Source organism: Proteus sp. G2673, assembly GCF_009915125.1.
GTDB classification, from domain to species: domain Bacteria; phylum Pseudomonadota; class Gammaproteobacteria; order Enterobacterales; family Enterobacteriaceae; genus Proteus; species Proteus penneri.
Window position 1 is genome coordinate 456,133 of sequence record NZ_JAABLT010000024.1, and the last position, 16,321, is coordinate 472,453.

Annotated in this window: 17 protein-coding genes; 4 read left to right on the top strand and 13 right to left on the bottom strand. The window is 38.7% G+C overall.

The annotated features are described in order from the left end of the window. Window positions 1-45: 45 nt before the first annotated feature. Genes hemW through GWI59_RS17015 form a run of 5 tightly spaced genes read right to left on the bottom strand, consistent with a single transcriptional unit; the run spans window position 46 to window position 3,881 of the window. Window positions 46-1,176, bottom strand: a complete 1,131-nt coding sequence (gene hemW, locus GWI59_RS16995) for a radical SAM family heme chaperone HemW (protein WP_109848516.1) — start codon at window positions 1,174-1,176, stop codon at window positions 46-48. Next, complete coding sequence (locus tag GWI59_RS17000; RefSeq protein WP_072063545.1) at window positions 1,169-1,762, bottom strand: XTP/dITP diphosphatase; 594 nt, start codon at window positions 1,760-1,762, stop codon at window positions 1,169-1,171. Before GWI59_RS17000 ends, hemW begins: the two co-directional genes overlap by 8 nt. Window positions 1,763-1,773: 11 nt before the next feature. After that, window positions 1,774-2,331, bottom strand: a complete 558-nt coding sequence (locus tag GWI59_RS17005; RefSeq protein WP_006534828.1) for a YggT family protein — start codon at window positions 2,329-2,331, stop codon at window positions 1,774-1,776. 18 nt (window positions 2,332-2,349) lie between these two features. Further along, the gene (proC, locus tag GWI59_RS17010) at window positions 2,350-3,168 is read right to left on the bottom strand and encodes a pyrroline-5-carboxylate reductase (RefSeq protein WP_072063544.1); all 819 of its coding nucleotides are present in this window, start codon (window positions 3,166-3,168) and stop codon (window positions 2,350-2,352) included. A 14-nt stretch (window positions 3,169-3,182) separates the two neighbouring features. Then, on the bottom strand, window positions 3,183-3,881 hold the full coding sequence (locus GWI59_RS17015) for a YggS family pyridoxal phosphate-dependent enzyme (RefSeq protein ID WP_109848515.1): 699 nt from the start codon (window positions 3,879-3,881) through the stop codon (window positions 3,183-3,185). Window positions 3,882-3,902: 21 nt separating this feature from the next. Between GWI59_RS17015 and GWI59_RS17020 the strand changes: the two genes are divergently transcribed. After that, the gene (locus tag GWI59_RS17020) at window positions 3,903-4,907 is read left to right on the top strand and encodes a type IV pilus twitching motility protein PilT (RefSeq protein WP_072063542.1); all 1,005 of its coding nucleotides are present in this window, start codon (window positions 3,903-3,905) and stop codon (window positions 4,905-4,907) included. Between the two features lie 52 nt (window positions 4,908-4,959). Here GWI59_RS17020 and ruvX read toward each other — a convergent pair whose 3' ends face one another. The 4 genes from ruvX to rsmE form a co-directional block, all read right to left on the bottom strand. Then, window positions 4,960-5,379 (bottom strand): Holliday junction resolvase RuvX, encoded by a 420-nt coding sequence (gene ruvX / locus GWI59_RS17025; protein WP_006534822.1) that lies wholly within the window; start codon window positions 5,377-5,379, stop codon window positions 4,960-4,962. Then, complete coding sequence (locus GWI59_RS17030) at window positions 5,379-5,942, bottom strand: YqgE/AlgH family protein (protein WP_023581015.1); 564 nt, start codon at window positions 5,940-5,942, stop codon at window positions 5,379-5,381. The genes ruvX and GWI59_RS17030 overlap by 1 nt, the downstream gene beginning before the upstream one ends. 138 nt (window positions 5,943-6,080) lie before the next feature. Beyond that, the gene (gshB, locus tag GWI59_RS17035) at window positions 6,081-7,037 is read right to left on the bottom strand and encodes a glutathione synthase (protein ID WP_023581014.1); all 957 of its coding nucleotides are present in this window, start codon (window positions 7,035-7,037) and stop codon (window positions 6,081-6,083) included. A 10-nt stretch (window positions 7,038-7,047) separates the two neighbouring features. After that, window positions 7,048-7,779 carry a 16S rRNA (uracil(1498)-N(3))-methyltransferase gene (gene rsmE, locus GWI59_RS17040; RefSeq protein ID WP_109399045.1) on the bottom strand — a complete coding sequence of 244 codons (732 nt, stop codon included), beginning with the start codon at window positions 7,777-7,779 and terminating at the stop codon, window positions 7,048-7,050. Between the two features lie 251 nt (window positions 7,780-8,030). Between rsmE and GWI59_RS17045 the strand changes: the two genes are divergently transcribed. Next, window positions 8,031-8,684 carry a prepilin peptidase gene (locus GWI59_RS17045; protein WP_161729913.1) on the top strand — a complete coding sequence of 218 codons (654 nt, stop codon included), beginning with the start codon at window positions 8,031-8,033 and terminating at the stop codon, window positions 8,682-8,684. A 107-nt stretch (window positions 8,685-8,791) separates the two neighbouring features. Here the strand turns inward: GWI59_RS17045 and GWI59_RS17050 are convergent, their stop codons facing one another. After that, the gene (locus GWI59_RS17050; RefSeq protein WP_161669396.1) at window positions 8,792-9,460 is read right to left on the bottom strand and encodes a DsbA family protein; all 669 of its coding nucleotides are present in this window, start codon (window positions 9,458-9,460) and stop codon (window positions 8,792-8,794) included. Then, window positions 9,448-10,320: an MBL fold metallo-hydrolase gene (locus tag GWI59_RS17055; protein ID WP_006534812.1), complete on the bottom strand. Its 873-nt coding sequence runs from the start codon at window positions 10,318-10,320 to the stop codon at window positions 9,448-9,450. Before GWI59_RS17055 ends, GWI59_RS17050 begins: the two co-directional genes overlap by 13 nt. Window positions 10,321-10,425: 105 nt before the next feature. Here GWI59_RS17055 and GWI59_RS17060 point away from each other — a divergent pair, with 105 nt between their 5' ends. Continuing rightward, the gene (locus tag GWI59_RS17060; RefSeq protein ID WP_109396335.1) at window positions 10,426-11,346 is read left to right on the top strand and encodes a LysR family transcriptional regulator; all 921 of its coding nucleotides are present in this window, start codon (window positions 10,426-10,428) and stop codon (window positions 11,344-11,346) included. Here the strand turns inward: GWI59_RS17060 and GWI59_RS17065 are convergent. Continuing rightward, window positions 11,323-12,249: a LysR family transcriptional regulator gene (locus GWI59_RS17065; RefSeq protein WP_109848512.1), complete on the bottom strand. Its 927-nt coding sequence runs from the start codon at window positions 12,247-12,249 to the stop codon at window positions 11,323-11,325. The two genes, GWI59_RS17060 and GWI59_RS17065, sit on opposite strands and share 24 nt — an antisense overlap. A 112-nt stretch (window positions 12,250-12,361) precedes the next feature. Here GWI59_RS17065 and lysA point away from each other — a divergent pair, with 112 nt between their 5' ends. Continuing rightward, the gene (lysA, locus tag GWI59_RS17070; protein ID WP_161725159.1) at window positions 12,362-13,603 is read left to right on the top strand and encodes a diaminopimelate decarboxylase; all 1,242 of its coding nucleotides are present in this window, start codon (window positions 12,362-12,364) and stop codon (window positions 13,601-13,603) included. A gap of 108 nt (window positions 13,604-13,711) precedes the next feature. Here lysA and fadE read toward each other — a convergent pair whose 3' ends face one another. Next, the gene (gene fadE, locus GWI59_RS17075) at window positions 13,712-16,159 is read right to left on the bottom strand and encodes an acyl-CoA dehydrogenase FadE (protein ID WP_109848510.1); all 2,448 of its coding nucleotides are present in this window, start codon (window positions 16,157-16,159) and stop codon (window positions 13,712-13,714) included. Between the last annotated feature and the right edge of the window lie 162 nt (window positions 16,160-16,321).

The window sequence follows — 16,321 nt, forward strand, 5'->3', positions numbered from 1 at the left end:
AACAGTATGGGCATTTTTCAAGCGAACTATTTGAAATCGGTAATATTATAGAAATAGTTCAAGCAATGAGTTGAGGAATAGCTTGCCATGAGGCGTAATTTGCCAGTGTGTGTCTGTTTCACTGATATAACCTAAAGCCAAAGCTTCATCTATCTGATGGCGAATAACCTCTTCAGAAAGCCCAGTATAATCGCTGAAATCCTGTCTTGGAAATGCTTCTAATAGACGAAAACGGTTCATAAAAAATTCAAATGGACGGTCATCATTATCAACAAAATGTTGCTGGTCAAGATAACGGCCTTCCATAAAACCTTTAGGGTGCTTGGTTTTTACTGTTCGCATGATGCGACCATCTTCAAAGCTTATTTTTCCATGAGCACCACAACCGATACCTAAATAATCCCCAAAACGCCAATAGTTTAAATTGTGTTCACACTGAAAGCCCGGTTTGCAATATGCCGATGTTTCATATTGTTGATATCCTGCGGCTGTCAATAATTTATCGCCTTCTGAAAAAATATCCCACAGCATATCGTCATCAGGTAATTTAGGCGGACGGGAACCAAATTGTGTGTTGGGTTCAATGGTTAATTGATACCAAGACAAATGGGGTGGCGATAATTCTATTGCTTGCTGTAAATCCGAAAGCGCTTGAGATAATGATTGGTCTGGTAAACCATGCATTAAATCTAAATTAAAGCTCCGTAAGCCTAATTTTTTGGCTAAACGAGCCGCATTTTTAGCTTCATCTGCATCATGAATGCGCCCTAAGCGAATAAGTTTATCATTACCGAAACTTTGCACACCAATAGAAATACGATTTACGCCAGCACGTTGGAATCCAGCAAAGCGCTCAGCTTCTACGGTTCCTGGATTCGCTTCCATGGTAATTTCTGCATTCGGGCTAACAGCTAGGCGTTCTTTAACGCCATAAAGCAAATCAGCCATTGATTCAGCACTTAATAAACTTGGTGTTCCACCACCAATAAATATTGTTTGAACTTCACGAGAACCAACATGAATAAGATCAGCATCTAAATCATTGAGTAAATGTTGCACATATTCCTGATGCGGTACTTCACCCTTTAAGGTGTGTGAGTTGAAATCACAATAAGGGCATTTTTGTACGCACCAAGGAATATGAATATATAAACTTAATGGGGGCAACTTAAGCATTCTTAAGGGCATCCAACATTAATTTAAGTGCTTTACCACGATGCGAATGCTGATTTTTTTGCTCTTTAGTTAATTGCGCAGCAGTGCAATTTAATTCAGGAACAAAGAAAATAGGATCGTAGCCAAATCCTCCTTCACCGTGCATTTCAGTGCTTAATACGCCGTGCCAAATACCGTGGAAAATCAGCGGAGTGGGGTCGTTCTCATGGCGCATATAAACCAATACACAGTTAAATTGTGCTTGGCGTTTTTCAGCAGGAATATCTTTCATTGCATTAAGCAATTTATCCAGATTTTGCTGATCGCTTGCATCAATACCTGCATAGCGTGCTGAGTAAATACCCGGAGCACCGCCTAACGCATCTACCGAAATACCTGAGTCATCAGCAATTGCTGGAAGACCTGTCACTTTTGCCGCATGACGTGCTTTAATCAGTGCATTTTCAACAAAGGTTAAGCCAGTTTCTTCAACTGAATCAACACCAAGTTCTGTTTGAGCAACAATATCTAAACCAAAATCAGAAAGCAAAGAGGCTAGCTCTTTGACCTTTCCCGGATTTCCTGTTGCGAGAACAACTTTTTGCATGAGTGTCATCCTCAGTAAAGCGTTACGCTAAGTAACCATTGTAAAACGTCTACGCGCAGATAATTTAGAGCGTAAAGCACAAGAATAACAATCATTGCAGAGAAATCTAAACCGCCCATTGCCGGAATGATACGACGAATGGGTGCCATTAAAGGTTCTGTTAATTGAAATAAAAGATGATCAATTGGGTTACGTCCTTGGCTTACCCAGCTAAGAATTGCGCGGATAATGATCAACCAAAAAATCATCTTACCTGCTGCTGTGAGCAGTTCAATAAAGGCAAATGGGAACATTAAAGAGAAAGGAATTGATGTTCCTGATAAGTAAGATGGAATAATAATACCAAGCAGAATGAGTATATAGGCTAATAAGACTGAAGCAGTATCAATAGGGCCAATAGAAGGAATAACGCTTCTTAATGGGCGAACAATTGGTTGTGTGATCTTGACGATAAATTGTGAAAAAGGATTATAAAAATCAGCTCTGACACATTGCATCCAAACACGTAATAGAAGGACGGATGTGTAGAGTTGAAGAAGAGTCAGAATGACGAAATTTAAAAAATTCATTAGTTGGCCCTGATGAAATTAAAATTGTTTTTCCATTTCTTGCGCACGTTTAATCGCAGCTTGCATGGCAGAAGCGACGTTTTCAGGTAATTTACCTTCATAAAACTGCATAAGTGCAGCCGCTGTCGTTCCACCTTTTGATGTTACCTGTTCGCGTAAAGTTGAGAAAGGTAACATATGTTGTTTTTCAGCTAAGGCAGTAGAACCACTTGCTGCTTGTTGCACGATGGCTCTTGCTACATCAGGTGAAAAACCTAAACGTTCAGCTTCTTGTTGCATTGATTCCATAAACAAGAAGAAATAAGCAGGTGCACTACCAGCAACGGCGATAATATCATTGATGGCAGATTCTTGCTCTACCCAAACAGTTGTTCCGACACTTTTCATTAATTCGTCGGCAAACTGTTTATCTTGAGATGAAAGTGAATTGTGCGCGAACATACCACTTAAGCCTTTACCTACCAGTGCTGGAGTATTTGGCATAATACGAACGAGTTGTAATTGAGTTGCAAAATAGTCGTTATATCGTGTAGCAGGAATACCAGCCGCGATAGTGAGGACTAACTTTTTACTCATTGCGATATTTTGTAAGGGCTTACAAACTTCTTCCATCATTTGTGGTTTTACTGCCAGTACAATAACATCTGCTTTTTGAACAGCATCAATATTGTCATTAGTACTATGAATGCCGAACTCTTTTTCTAAAGGTTCACGGCGAACGGAAGAAGGTGAACTGACGGTTATCTTATGTGCAGGATATCCACCTTGAACCAACCCTGCAATAATGGCCTGAGCCATATTTCCAGCGCCAATAAAAGCGATGTTACGATGTTCCATATAAACCTCTATTTTTACTTAGTCGCGTAATTCCTTGCGCCAAAAATTGCTGTACCAATACGAACGAGTGTTGAACCACAAGCAATAGCTGCTTCCATATCACTCGTCATTCCCATAGATAACGTATCGATATCGGGATATTGAGATTGTAATTGCTTAAATGCAAGATGCATTTTTTCTAACACTTCAACTTGTTTGTCATACTTGCTTTCAGGTGCTGGGATAGCCATTAATCCGCGTAATTTAATGCCTGAAAGAATAGAAATTTGTGCCGCTAACCCATCAAGTTCAGTGAGACTAATCCCTGATTTGCTGTTTTCATCACTGATATTGATTTGAATAAGTACATTTAATGGTGGCAATGAAGCCGGACGTTGATCACTTAATCTTTGCGCGATTTTTAATCTATCAATGGTATGGCACCAATCAAAATTCTCAGCAACAAGGCGTGTTTTATTTGACTGTAAAGGGCCAATAAAGTGCCAAACTAAGGTGTGGTTATCAGCAAAATAATGGATTTTATCAACGCCTTCTTGGACATAATTTTCACCAAATTCAGTTTGTCCACACGCGATTGCTTTTTCGATGTCGCTCGCAGGTTTTGTTTTGCTCACTGCAAGTAGTGTTATTTCTTCTGAAGAACGGCCGCATTTCTGCGCTACTGTGTCAATGTGAGACCTGACATTGACGAGATTCTGTTTAATAGTATTCATGGCAACTCAGGAGATAATAAGATGAAAATGGAAAATTTAATTGCGTATAGTGTAAAGCATAACGCGTCTGATCTGCATCTTTGTTGTGGCGATGTACCACGATTACGGATCAATGGAATACTTTATCAACAAAATCAATGTAAACCTATCACTTCAGATAGTTTACTAACGTGGTTCAGGCCTTTTTTAAGTGATGTTCAAAAGCAAACTTTTGAAAATGAAGGGCAGGTTGATACCGCGCTTACACTGTCTTGTGGACAACGACTGCGTGTTAATTTATTTCGTCAACAAAAAGGTGTTTCTGCAGTATTAAGAATAATTGAAACACAAATTCCTTCTTTAGATAAACTTCGAGTACCTAAGTCGGTTTCAACATTATTAGATAATTATTCTCATGGGCTTATTTTAGTTACTGGGGCTACAGGCAGTGGCAAGTCATCAACATTAGCCGCGATGATCAATCATTTAAATCAATATCAACGTCAGCATATTTTGACATTAGAAGATCCAATCGAATTTATACATAGCAATAAACAAAGTGTTGTTCAGCAACGAGAGATTGGACGTGATGTGCAAAATAGCGCAAGTGCAATAAAGAGTGCTTTACGTCAAGATCCAGACGTTATTATGCTAGGTGAGTTAAGAGATGTACAAAGCATTAAGTTGGCATTAACGGCAGCAGAAACAGGACATTTGGTGTTAGCAACATTGCATACCCAAGGGGCGGTACAAACGCTTGAGCGCGTGACTAATGTATTTACAGGTAATGAGCGACAATGGATTTCATCACAATTAGCGTGCAGTTTGAGGGCGATAATTTCACAAGAGTTGGTGCCTTCAACTGATGGTGGGCGAGTGGCATTATTTGAAATAATGCAGGTTACGCAAGGCATTTCACATCTTATTAGAGAAGGGAAATATCACCAGGTAACAACATTAATGCAAACGGGTAGTGAATATGGCATGCAAACCTTCATGTTAAGTCGCCAACAACGTCAACATGAAGGATTAATTCAACGAGATTAATTGATTAAGAGCGAGATTAATAAGAACAGTCGTTTTACATGACTGGCACTTGTTAGCATTGCTGTTCAAACCAGCTTTCAAGAATAATAACGGCAGACGCTGCATCTACACTGCCTTTATCTAAGGAACGGTATCCACCTCGTTCAAAAAGATGAGCGCGAGCTTCTACGGTGCTAAGGCGTTCATCATGCAATGCAATTTGTACCCCAAACCGACCATGAAGGCGATTAGCAAACTTTTTGGCTTGAGCTGTGACTAACTGTTCGGTGCCATCCATATTAAGAGGTAAGCCGACAACCACTAAGTCAGGTTGCCACTCTTTTATGATTTTTTCAATTTGAGCCCAATCAGGAATACCATCTTTTGCTTTAAATGAAGCTAAAGGTCTTGCTGTTCCTGTAATTTCTTGACCGATAGCGACGCCAATACTTTTAGTACCGAAATCGAATCCCATTACCGTTTTGTTTGACATTATGCGTGACCCGCTATCGGTGAAATGGTGTGGATATTAATTCCAATTAATTCAGCGGCTTTATGCCAACGTTCAGCAATAGGAGTATCAAAAATAATTTGAGGTGAGGCTTCAACGGTTAGCCAGCTATTTTCTAAAATTTCTTTCTCTAATTGGCCTTGTTCCCAACTAGAATAACCTAGAGAGACCAATGTTTTTTCTGGTTGTCTTGCTGTGCCCAAGGTTTCTAATACATCTTTGGATGTTGTGATCATGGTGCTATCACTGATTTTTATGCTAGAGCTAAAACCGGACACTGGAGTATGTAAGATAAAACCATGCTCTTCTGCAACTGGGCCTCCTGACATCACAGGTTTTTGTAAGCTAATCGCTTCGTCTCTGTCCGTTGAAAAAATTTCCAGTTGATCTAATACGCCTTCCACTGAGATATCTTCGATAGGTTTATTAATAATTAAGCCCATCGCACCGTTTTCATTATGTTCGCAAACATAGACGACCGAACGCTCAAATAACGGATCGCTCAATGAAGGCATAGCAATAAGAAAATGGTTAAGTAAATTCATAATAGTAATACTGTTCCCTGATTATTTTTAGTAAAAAACCTAGCCCTTTTATACATTGTATTTCTTAATGTACACCACTTATTTATATGTAGGGGCTAGGTTCAGACTTTTAAACCCTTTAATGAGAGTGTCTAAAAGTTAGTTTTTTTTGTTTAAGCGTACTTCAATCGCATCCATTAGCATGCCTGTTATAGATACATCAGGATAAGCCGCTTCAATTTCACGCGCACAAGTTGGGCTTGTGACGTTAATTTCAGTCAAGCGATCGCCAATAACATCTAAGCCAACAAAAATAAGGCCCTTTTGCTTAAGAATAGGTGCAACTTGACGGGCTATTGCCCAATCACTTTCTGTTAATGGACGTGCTTCACCTCGGCCACCAGCCGCTAAGTTGCCTCGTGTTTCACCTTTTGCAGGAATTCGAGCTAAGCAATAAGGCACAGGTTCGCCATCAACAACAAGAATACGTTTGTCGCCGTTAACAATTTCAGGTAGGAAATTTTGTGCCATACAAAAACGATGACCATGTTCGGTCAATGTTTCAATAATAACACCTACATTTGGATCATCTTTTTTCAAGCGGAAGATTGATGCTCCACCCATACCATCTAGTGGTTTGAAAATAACATCACCGTGTTTTTCATGGAAAGCACGTAAATGTTTAGCTTCACGAGTGACTAATGTGTCGGGTGTTAATGTTGGGAACCATGCAGTAAAGAGTTTTTCATTACAGTCACGTAAACTTTGAGGCTTATTAACTATCAGTGTTCCCATATCTTCAGCGCGTTCTAAAATATAGGTTGCGTAGATAAATTCGGTATCAAAAGGCGGATCTTTACGCATTAAAATGGTATCTAGTTCACCCAAAGCAATATCTTGCTCTTGACCAAACTCAAACCATTTTTCTGGGTTTTCTTCTACGCTGAGTAAACGAGTGTGAGCGCGTGCTTCACCTTGGTGTAGGTAAAGATCGTTCATCTCCATATAATGAATTTCCCAGCCACGACGTTGTGCTTCTAACAGCATGGCAAAGCTGGTGTCTTTTTTGATTTTGATGGATGAAATTGGGTCCATCACAATACCTAATTTAATCATTACTTCTCCTTTATCCCAGATCGCCGAACCGAACCTGTAAAGCGGTGATTGCGGTGAGTGCTGTTGTTTCAGTTCTTAATACACGAGGACCTAATAAAATATCAGTAAAATTGTGCTCTGCTGTCATAGCGATTTCTTCAGGGGAAAGTCCCCCCTCAGGGCCAATCAACAAGCGCACTTTTTTAACAGGTAAGGGTAAGGTATTAATACTTTGGTTAGCCCGAGGATGTAAATTGAGTTTTAAACTACCATCATCTTGAGCACACCATTCTTCTAATGACATCACTGGCATTAATTGTGGGATGCTATTTCTACCACATTGCTCGCATGCCGAGATAATAATTTTTTGCCATTGCTGATGTTTTTTCTCTAAACGGCTAGGGTCAAGTTTAACACCACAGCGTTCTGAGATCAGTGGTGTGATCGTATTAACCCCTAACTCAACTGATTTTTGAATAGTAAACTCCATTTTCTCGCCTCGTGAAAGCACTTGCCCTAAATGGAGGTCGAGAGGGGATTCTTTATCATCAACAATGCCTACATTAACTTGCACTGTGACTGACTTTTTTGTGCTTTCTATGATTTCAGCATCAAATACCTGATTTGAACCATCGAATAGAGCCAGTTTTTGCCCACTAGACATTCTTAATACACGCCCAACATGATTAGATGCTTCTTCACCTAATACTGTTTGAGTACCTGCTGTGAGTGGTTCTGGATGATAAATGCGAGGAATACGCATAACGTGAAACCCTTACGTAAAAGATGGTTAACCGTGATAAATAAAATATGTGATATGCATCATACGCATGACATTATGGCATGCAAGTTATCACTTTGCTTTTGTTGTTATTATAGCGTGGATCTTATTGCGTGTTTTGTCGCAAAATTTCATGTTTTCATCGTTATTATAAAGAAAATTCTCGGTATCAAATAAATCCTCTTATACAGTCATTTAACAAGGATAACGAGGTATCTAAGGAGTAGATATTTATGCCATTAAGCCGTTGTTGTTTTATAAAAATACCTTTACTTTCTTTTTTGCATGATTTTTTTGTTTTTATTAAGTTTTGTCTGCCTTTTTCACTATTATTTCTGTTACCTAAAACCCGCCGTAAACAACTTGCTATAAGCTATATTATTGTTTGTTTATATTGGTTTGTTTCAATTAATTCGCTTTCATTATTGATATTATTTTCTATATTAAGCTTTTATTTGTTAATACTCTCTTTCTTTGATGCGGACTATTTTCTTCTGCCTAATACATTGACTTATTGGTTAATATTTTTAGGGTTGTTGTGTAATTATACTGCATATGGATTAGTGCCTTTCGATCATGCTTTTTATGGTTTTTTAGGTGGTGTAGGGCTTTTTTATGGCATCTATCTGTGGGGATATTTTATCTGCCAAAAATGTGTTTTAGGTTTTGGTGATGTGAAATTATTTGGGGCTATTGGTGCATGGTGTGGATTAGAAAAGTTGCCCTATATTCTTTTATTAGGTTCTTTTTTAGGATTAAGTATTTATTGTGCGGTATTTATCACAACAAAAGATCGTATAAAAAAAGTGGCATTTGGTTCTTGCCTTTCATTTTCAACATTAATGGTATTAAGTTTCTACTTTTCGTCTTATCACTCCTTTAATTAATTGGTTTCAATCTTCTTGGTTAGAAAATTATAACAAAGCCACCAAAGAGTAAGAATAGAAATAAAGAAGGCAGTGTGCGGAAATTAATCAGCACACTGAAAAGGAGATCATAGATTTTCTGTTATAAATTGTTGCCAACGTTTTGTATCGCCTAAATATTTTTCAACTGGTATTAGGTGATAACCTTGAGCATCTTCAATAAATAACGTAGGAAAACCGTGGCCATTAACTTGAGCCATTAATTGCTGTGTCTGGCTTAAATGTTGTTGAATTTGTGTTTCACTAATTTCAGATAGTAAGGATGCAAATTGTTCAACATCAAAGCCAAGTTTTTTCACAATAAATAACAGTGTGTCTTTATCACTGATATTTAAGCCATCAAGGTAATAGGCTTCTTGTAGTGCTTTTAATAAATAAACATCTCGCTTTCCCATTCTTTCAGCAACAAGAATGGCTGAAATAGGTAGCAGTGAGTTTAATACCATTTCAGTGTTGCCAAGAGTGTCTCGGTATGCGTGACTAAAAACTTGACCTGATAACTGGCTAATGCGTTCATCAATAGGTGTGACGTGCTCTTTCCACGATTGACCACCCGTTACGGCTCTTGTAGGTGTAAATAATCCACCACCATGTAACTTAATGGAATTTGGAAATGCATTGCTTACGACTTCAATCAGAGGCGCAATGCCGTAGCACCAACCACACAGAGGATCATAAACATAGTGCAATATTTTAGTACCTTGGGTATTACCTGTATTGCTTGCTACTGAGGCCACTGCATCTCTCCTTTTAGTACTTTTGCACTAAGTTCTAGGCTTGATTTATCAGCTAAATTCTGATGATTTTTTTCCATAGCTGCAATAAATTCATCTGAATTTTTCGTCTTTTCAAGATTTTTCTCAGCTTCAATTAGGTAATTCATTGTAAAGTCAACAGCTTGTAGATTGTACGTTGCTTTTGGTAAATAGTGACCAGGAATAACCGTTTTTGGGGATAGTGATTTTATTTGTTGTAACGCACTAATCCAATGTTGGCGTTCTTCCACAGTTTGAGTGTCTGCCAGCCAAACATGAATATTTTCAGAAACTAAAACACCGCCCATTACTGCATTAAGTTTTGGAACATAAAGGTATGTTCTATCTGGAGATTGTCCGTCTAACCCTTTGACTGAAATGGTTTCACCTTCTAGCGGAAAACTATCACCTTTTAGTACTTCGGGAAGGATGATTTTCTGAGGCGCATTTTCTTTAAGTACAGGCCCCCAGTAGGCAAGTTTTCCTGCTTGAGTTTCATTAATGGCTTTAATTGTGGGTTCTGTAGCAATCACTTTGGCATTTGGAAATGCATCAGTAATGACATCTAACCCAAAATAAAAATCGGGATCAGAATGGCTGATATAGATATAAGTCAGGTTTTTTCCAGAGGCTTTTATCTTATCAACTAACGCTTGTGCATCATTTTTTTGAAACTGTGCATCAATTAAAACAGCATCTTTATCACCATAAATTATTTCAGATGAAACAGGAAAAACACTCGCTTCTCCTGGGTTATAAATATCTAATGTTAAATCAGTTGCTAGTGTTGATGTTGCGAAGAACGCAGTAGTTGCAAGTGTTAAAGGCAGTAATTTTTTCATCTTTTGTTTTCTCCATAATGTTGTTGCTGACTATAATATGTTGCATAAAACAAGAGAAAAACCCTATTTTAGGCAATTAATTGTTGCGTAAATCGAGTAAATAGAATGGATAAAATAAAAGCATCAGAAGTGTTTGTAACCATTGTGAAACAGGGGAGTATGATAAAAGCGGCTGATTATCTAGGTATGTCTAGAGCCATGGTGACGCGTTATTTAAATGAAATGGAAGAGTGGGCTGGCGTGCGCTTATTGCATAGAACGACACGTAAACAAAGCTTAACATCAGTTGGTGAAATGGTTTATGAGCAGAGTTTACAGCTATTAGAAATGGCTGAACGTATTCCTGCCAATATTCCGAAAGAACGTCATCAAATCAGTGGGCTTGTTCGTATTACCAGTTCACAATCGTTAGCAAATAGTATTTTGTCAGTGGCGATATGTGAGTTTATGCAACGTTATCCTTTAATTGCGGTTGATTTACAAATTACTAATCAAACCGTGAATTTGGTGGAAGAGCGTATTGATATTGCCTTACGTATTACCAATCATCTTGAACCTAATTTAATCGCACGCTCACTAGCGACATGTCTTTCGGTGGTGTGTGCTCATAAAGATTACTTAGCAAAAAAAGGTATACCTCAAACGCCAGATGAACTGGCTCAGCATCAATGTTTAACTTACCGATTTTTTGGTCGTAGTTTGTGGGAGTTTAATTTGGGGGATGAACGTTATTCTGTGCCTGTTGGCGGTAATTTAAGTGCAAATGAATCGGTTGTTTTATTGCAAGCCACGTTAAAAGGAGCGGGCATATCGCTACAACCTTATTATTCTGCCAAACCTTATCTTGATAATGGAGACTTAGAACAAGTCTTGTCTGACTATCAAGCTCAACCCATGGGAATTTATGCGGTTTTAGCGAGCCGGCAAAATATGCCTGCCGCTGTTAGAGCATTGTTGGATTTCTTAGTTGAATGGTTTTCATCATCACCTTATTGGTTCGCTTTATCGGGCAAAAGCTTGAGTTAGTTGTTTGGGGTAATCTGATAATGCCTCTTTCATTACATCAATAAAATAGGAAACAAGTTGTGATGAAGGGCGATGTGATGGAGTAATTAAGCTGATGGTAAAGGGAATAGAAAAACTTAAAGGGCGAAGACAAATAGATTTATCTATGTAATCAAGTGCGGTGATAGGGTTAACTATTGAAATGCCGATATTCTCGCTTACCATGGCACAAATAGAGGCTGCACTTTGCGTTTCCATCACGAGTTGTCGCCCAATTCCATCTTTAATAAATACGGTGTCAATTAATTGTCGGTAGCTATCATTGGCAGACAAGCTAATAAAGCGCTGACTTTGAAAATCCGCAGGGTATAACAATCGCTTTTTACATAATGGGTGAGATTTAGGTAACACAGCGACTTCATTGAGTGTAAGTATGGTTTCTTGTTGAGTTCCTGCTGGTGTTTGTGTGTGTTCAGTCAATCCTAAATCATAATGTTGAGCGGATAACCACTCTTCTAATAAAGGGGATTCTTGAGGAACGATGGTCAAGTTGACATCAGGATATGTATCTAGAAATTGTCGACATATTGAAGGTAATAATGATTGAGCAAATGCGGGCAAGCAGGTGATATTCAATTCTGCTTGGTTAAAATAGCGAATGTTTTCAGCTGCGTTAATTATTCTATCTAAGCCATAATAAGAACGTTGTACTTCCTCAAAAAAGCGTAATCCTTCAGTCGTGGGTTGTAAACGGCCTTTTATTCTATCAAATAATTTAAATGCTAATAGATGCTCGAGACGAGATAATTCTCTACTGACAGTGGGTTGTGATGTTTTCAGTAACTCTGCGGCTTCAGTAAGATTTTGAGTAGTCATCACAGCATGAAAAATTTCAATATGCCGCCAATTAAAAGGAGTTTTCATGGCCTATTCCTATATCATAAATGAATAGAGTGTAGCTTATTTGATATTTTTATTCCCTTTTAAGTTAATAAATAATGATTTTATTCACCTGTGATTTTTATGAGTAGATAATATGACAACATCAATAACTATGGCTCAATACCAATTAGCACAAACTTATGGAACGCCATTATGGATTTATCAAGGCGATACAATTTCTCAGCGTATTGCTCAGCTTAACTCTTTTGATGTGGTTCGTTTTGCTCAAAAAGCATGTTCCAATATTCATATCTTACGCTTAATGAAAGCACAGGGTGTGAAAGTTGATTCTGTTTCATTAGGGGAGATTGAGCGTGCTTTAGTTGCGGGTTATCAAAGTGGTAGAGAAAAAAGTGAGATTGTTTTTACGGCTGATTTACTTGATGAAAGAACCATTGAACGTGTTGTTGAATTAGATATTCCTGTTAATGCAGGCTCTATTGATATGCTTCGTCAATTAGGTAAACACAATCAAGGGCATGCGGTTTGGATTAGAATTAATCCCGGCTTTGGGCATGGTCATAGCCAAAAAACCAATACTGGTGGTGAAAATAGTAAGCATGGTATTTGGTATGAAGATGTGCCTGAAGCGTTAGCTGTGATCCAACAATACAATCTAACTCTAGTTGGTTTTCATATGCATATTGGCTCTGGTGTTGATTATCACCATCTTTCTAGTGTCTGTGATGCGATGGTAGAGCAAGTGCTTACCTCTCAAGTTGATATTCAAGCTATTTCGGCAGGAGGCGGATTATCAACGCCTTATCAAGAAGGGGATGCGACGGTCGATTTGGATCACTATTTTTCTTTATGGGATAAGGCTCGCCAACGTATTGCACAACATTTAGGGCATTCAATTGAGTTAGAAATTGAGCCGGGGCGTTTCTTAGTGGCTGAATCAGGTGTATTGATTTCACAAGTGAGAGCCGTTAAATCAATGGGAAGTCGTCATTATGTGCTGGTGGATGCTGGATTTAGTGATTTAATGCGCCCAGCAATGTATGGCAGTTATCATCAAATTTCAGTTTTAGATAGCCATGGTCAAATTAAACCAATGACAGAATTACAAGAAACGATTGTGGCAGGTCCTTTGTGTGAGTCTGGAGATGTTTTTACTCAGCAAGAGGGAGGTATGGTTGTTCCTCGTTTATTGCCTCAAGCACAGGTAGGTGATTATTTAGTGATTCATGATACAGGGGCTTATGGTGCTTCAATGTCATCAAATTATAATAGTCGACCACTTATTCCTGAAGTATTGATAACAGAGGGTGTTCCTCAATTAATTCGTCGTCGCCAAACAATAGAAGAGTTATTAGCATTAGAGTTAGATCTTTAATTCATTTTTTGCTTCTCAATAATTTGGTTTGGATAAAAACACCTCATGACTAAAAGTGATGAGGTGTTTGTGTTTTATCAGTGGAGATATTTCCCTTTATATCTGTTGTTAAGCAGCTTTGTCTGTTTTGATTAGGTCAGTTTTCGGCTTTTTTGCAGGCACCGCCAATGCATCAAAGTCAAATTCATCAACATTGATACTCCGTAAGCGACTCTGCTCTGCTTTGCGTAAGATATCAGCTTCTTCTTGAGTTACTCTTTTATCAGCCAGTGCTTTGTCTGCTAATTTATCTAATTGAGTAAAACTGAATTTTTTCTCGTAGAGGCGACAAATGCGGTCGAAAATAGGTTCTGCTGCCAAAATATCAAGCAATGCTTCTTCCATTAAACCATGTGGATTATGTTCACTTGGTGTTAAGAATTGGCCTCTACCAATACGATCGCGAGTTTCAGATGGTTGTTGAATAATTTGAGCCACTTTACTGTCTAGTTTATCGGATGGCAGTTTTTGCGCTTTACCTAGAGGGAAAATAATAGCGCGCATAGTACCTGCAATCATTCGGCTCGGGAAATTACGTAACAGTTCATCAATTGCATTTTCAGCTTGGTATAGACACTCTTTCACACTCCAATGCACTAATGGCAAATCGGCAGTATGACGACCTTCATCTTCATAGCGTTTTAAGACCGCAGAAGCGAGGAAGATATGGCTTAAAATATCACCCAAACGAGCAGAAATACGCTCACGACGTTTTAAACTTCCACCTAAAACTCCCATTGAAACATCAGATAATAGCGCCATATTGGCACTCAAACGGTTAATTTGTTGATAATAACGACGGGTTTCATCATTAGTGGGTGAATTACTTAATCGACCATGAGTGATACCTAACCACAAACTACGCAGGGTATTACTTACCACATGACCGATATGACCAAATAAAGCACGGTCAAAATCATGTAGGTTATTATCTCGTGCGGCTGCAATTTCATCTAATACATAAGGATGGCAACGGATAGCACCTTGACCATAAATTATCATACTACGAGTTAAAATATTGGCACCTTCAACAGTGATTGCAATAGGGGAACCTTGGTAAGAGCGAGCAACAAAGTTTGAAGGGCCAAGGCAGATCCCTTTACCACCAACAATATCCATTGCGTCGATAATGCCTCGTTGCGCTCTATGAGTACAATGATATTTGACTATGGCGGATAATACGGCAGGTTTTTCACCTAACATGATACCTGTGGTAATTAAAGTGGATGCGGCATCTAATAGATAAGCATTTCCAGCAAGGCGAGCTAATGGCTCTTCAATACCTTCCATTTTACCAATAGGAATTTTAAATTGACGACGGACACGAGAATAAGCCCCTGTTGCCATTGCTGCACTTTTTAATCCACCAGTAGAGTTTGATGGTAATGTTATGCCACGTCCAACAGAGAGACATTCCACTAGCATTCTCCACCCTTGCCCTGCCATTTTTGGTCCACCAATAATGTAATCGATAGGAACAAAAACATCTTTACCGCGAGTCGGTCCATTCATAAATGGCACGTTTAATGGGAAATGACGATGACCGATTTCAACACCTTTGACATCAGTTGGAATTAACGCGCAGGTAATACCTGGATTTTCGTCATTGCTTAATAGATGGTCAGGATCACGCAATTTAAACGCTAGTCCTAATACGGTCGCGATAGGAGCAAGCGTGATATAGCGTTTATTCCAATTTAAGCGAATACCTAATATTTGCTCACCTTGCCATTCACCCATACAGACAACGCCACTGTCAGGGATAGCACCAGCATCAGAACCAGCTTCAGGGCTTGTTAAGGCAAAGCAAGGAATTTCATCCCCTTTGGCTAAACCAGGTAAATAGCGTTTTTTCTGTTCATCTGTGCCGTAGTGTTGTAATAGTTCACCAGGGCCTAAAGAGTTAGGTACACCAACTGTGATGGCTAAAATACCAGATACCCCAGCTAATTTTTGCAATACACGAGATTGTGCATAGGCAGAAAACTCTAATCCGCCGTACTCCTTTTTAATGATCATCGCAAAGAAGCGATTATCTTTGAGGTATTGCCAAATTTCAGGAGGTAAGTCAGCGAGTTCATGAGTGATCTCAAAGTCATTTGTCATGCGACAAACTTCTTCTACTGGGCCATCAAGAAAAGCTTGTTCTTCAGCCGTTAGCTGTGGTTTAGGGTAATTATGAAGTTGTTTCCAATCTGGAGCACCACGGAAAAGTTCACCTTCCCACCATGTTGTTCCTGCATCAATGGCTTCTTGTTCTGTTTTAGACATAGAAGGCATGACTTTTTGAAATGCTTTAAGTGCGGGTACTGAGATATAGGCTCTACGAATAGAAGGGATAGTAAAGGGTAATAAAACCAATGCAACGGGAAGGAGTAACCAGTAACTCCAAATATTGGTGAGACCCATAACTAATGTATAAGCAATAAGCGCGAAACTACTTACTGCGATACTGAATTTGCGATAACTAAGTACGCCAATAAGAACAATAAAAAGTACGATACTGAGTAGTGTCATAATAAACTCCTGCATTTACCAAGAGATCAGAGGTCAGACCTGTTGTTTGTTATTTAGATCTAATTCAGTCACCAACTTTTATCAATATATTTACATTCTAATTACAATATAGCTCACAATTTATTCGTAAATGAGAGAAGTTAGCATTTGTCGATCATAGGT

Bases quoted from the DNA above. Each gene is read 5' to 3' on its own strand.
- hemW (WP_109848516.1), bottom strand. From the start codon at position 1,176: ATGCTTAAGTTGCCCCCATTAAGTTTATATATTCATATTCCTTGGTGC.
- GWI59_RS17000 (WP_072063545.1), bottom strand. From the start codon at position 1,762: ATGCAAAAAGTTGTTCTCGCAACAGGAAATCCGGGAAAGGTCAAAGAG.
- GWI59_RS17005 (WP_006534828.1), bottom strand. From the start codon at position 2,331: ATGAATTTTTTAAATTTCGTCATTCTGACTCTTCTTCAACTCTACACA.
- proC (WP_072063544.1), bottom strand. From the start codon at position 3,168: ATGGAACATCGTAACATCGCTTTTATTGGCGCTGGAAATATGGCTCAG.
- GWI59_RS17015 (WP_109848515.1), bottom strand. From the start codon at position 3,881: ATGAATACTATTAAACAGAATCTCGTCAATGTCAGGTCTCACATTGAC.
- GWI59_RS17020 (WP_072063542.1), top strand. From the start codon at position 3,903: ATGAAAATGGAAAATTTAATTGCGTATAGTGTAAAGCATAACGCGTCT.
- ruvX (WP_006534822.1), bottom strand. From the start codon at position 5,379: ATGTCAAACAAAACGGTAATGGGATTCGATTTCGGTACTAAAAGTATT.
- GWI59_RS17030 (WP_023581015.1), bottom strand. From the start codon at position 5,942: ATGAATTTACTTAACCATTTTCTTATTGCTATGCCTTCATTGAGCGAT.
- gshB (WP_023581014.1), bottom strand. From the start codon at position 7,037: ATGATTAAATTAGGTATTGTGATGGACCCAATTTCATCCATCAAAATC.
- rsmE (WP_109399045.1), bottom strand. From the start codon at position 7,779: ATGCGTATTCCTCGCATTTATCATCCAGAACCACTCACAGCAGGTACT.
- GWI59_RS17045 (WP_161729913.1), top strand. From the start codon at position 8,031: ATGCCATTAAGCCGTTGTTGTTTTATAAAAATACCTTTACTTTCTTTT.
- GWI59_RS17055 (WP_006534812.1), bottom strand. From the start codon at position 10,320: ATGAAAAAATTACTGCCTTTAACACTTGCAACTACTGCGTTCTTCGCA.
- GWI59_RS17060 (WP_109396335.1), top strand. From the start codon at position 10,426: ATGGATAAAATAAAAGCATCAGAAGTGTTTGTAACCATTGTGAAACAG.
- GWI59_RS17065 (WP_109848512.1), bottom strand. From the start codon at position 12,249: ATGAAAACTCCTTTTAATTGGCGGCATATTGAAATTTTTCATGCTGTG.
- lysA (WP_161725159.1), top strand. From the start codon at position 12,362: ATGACAACATCAATAACTATGGCTCAATACCAATTAGCACAAACTTAT.
- fadE (WP_109848510.1), bottom strand. From the start codon at position 16,159: ATGACACTACTCAGTATCGTACTTTTTATTGTTCTTATTGGCGTACTT.